The sequence below is a fragment of the Rhizobium sp. SVR5-9E genome, assembly GCF_056755095.1.
In genome coordinates this window covers 1-265 of sequence record NZ_JBNDHS010000462.1, presented here as the reverse complement: position 1 = coordinate 265, position 265 = coordinate 1, and the positions used below count along the sequence as shown (strand labels likewise).

Genomic DNA, 265 nt, shown 5'->3' with positions numbered 1-265 from the left:
ATCCCTCAACAGTCCGGGTATGACATTCAGCTGGCAATTACCTCTTCCAGCTATCTGGTCTTTTCGTTTGTGGTGATTTACATGTCGATGCTGGCCACCTGCCAGCGCGCCGCGAATAAACGTTCCCGCAGGCTGGCGCTACTCGACCCGGTTGTCCATATGCCGAACCTGCGGGCCTTGTCGCGCGATCTTGCCAAAAACCCGTGGTCGGCGCTCTGTCTGCTGCGCATTCCGGAGCTGGAGGTGCTGGGCCGAAATTACGGAG

The 265-nt window shown here is 58.1% G+C and carries 1 pseudogene; it reads left to right on the top strand.

What is annotated here, in order from left to right:
• A pseudogene (locus ACPYOJ_RS35625) lies at positions 1–265 on the top strand (hypothetical protein); the annotation flags it as partial.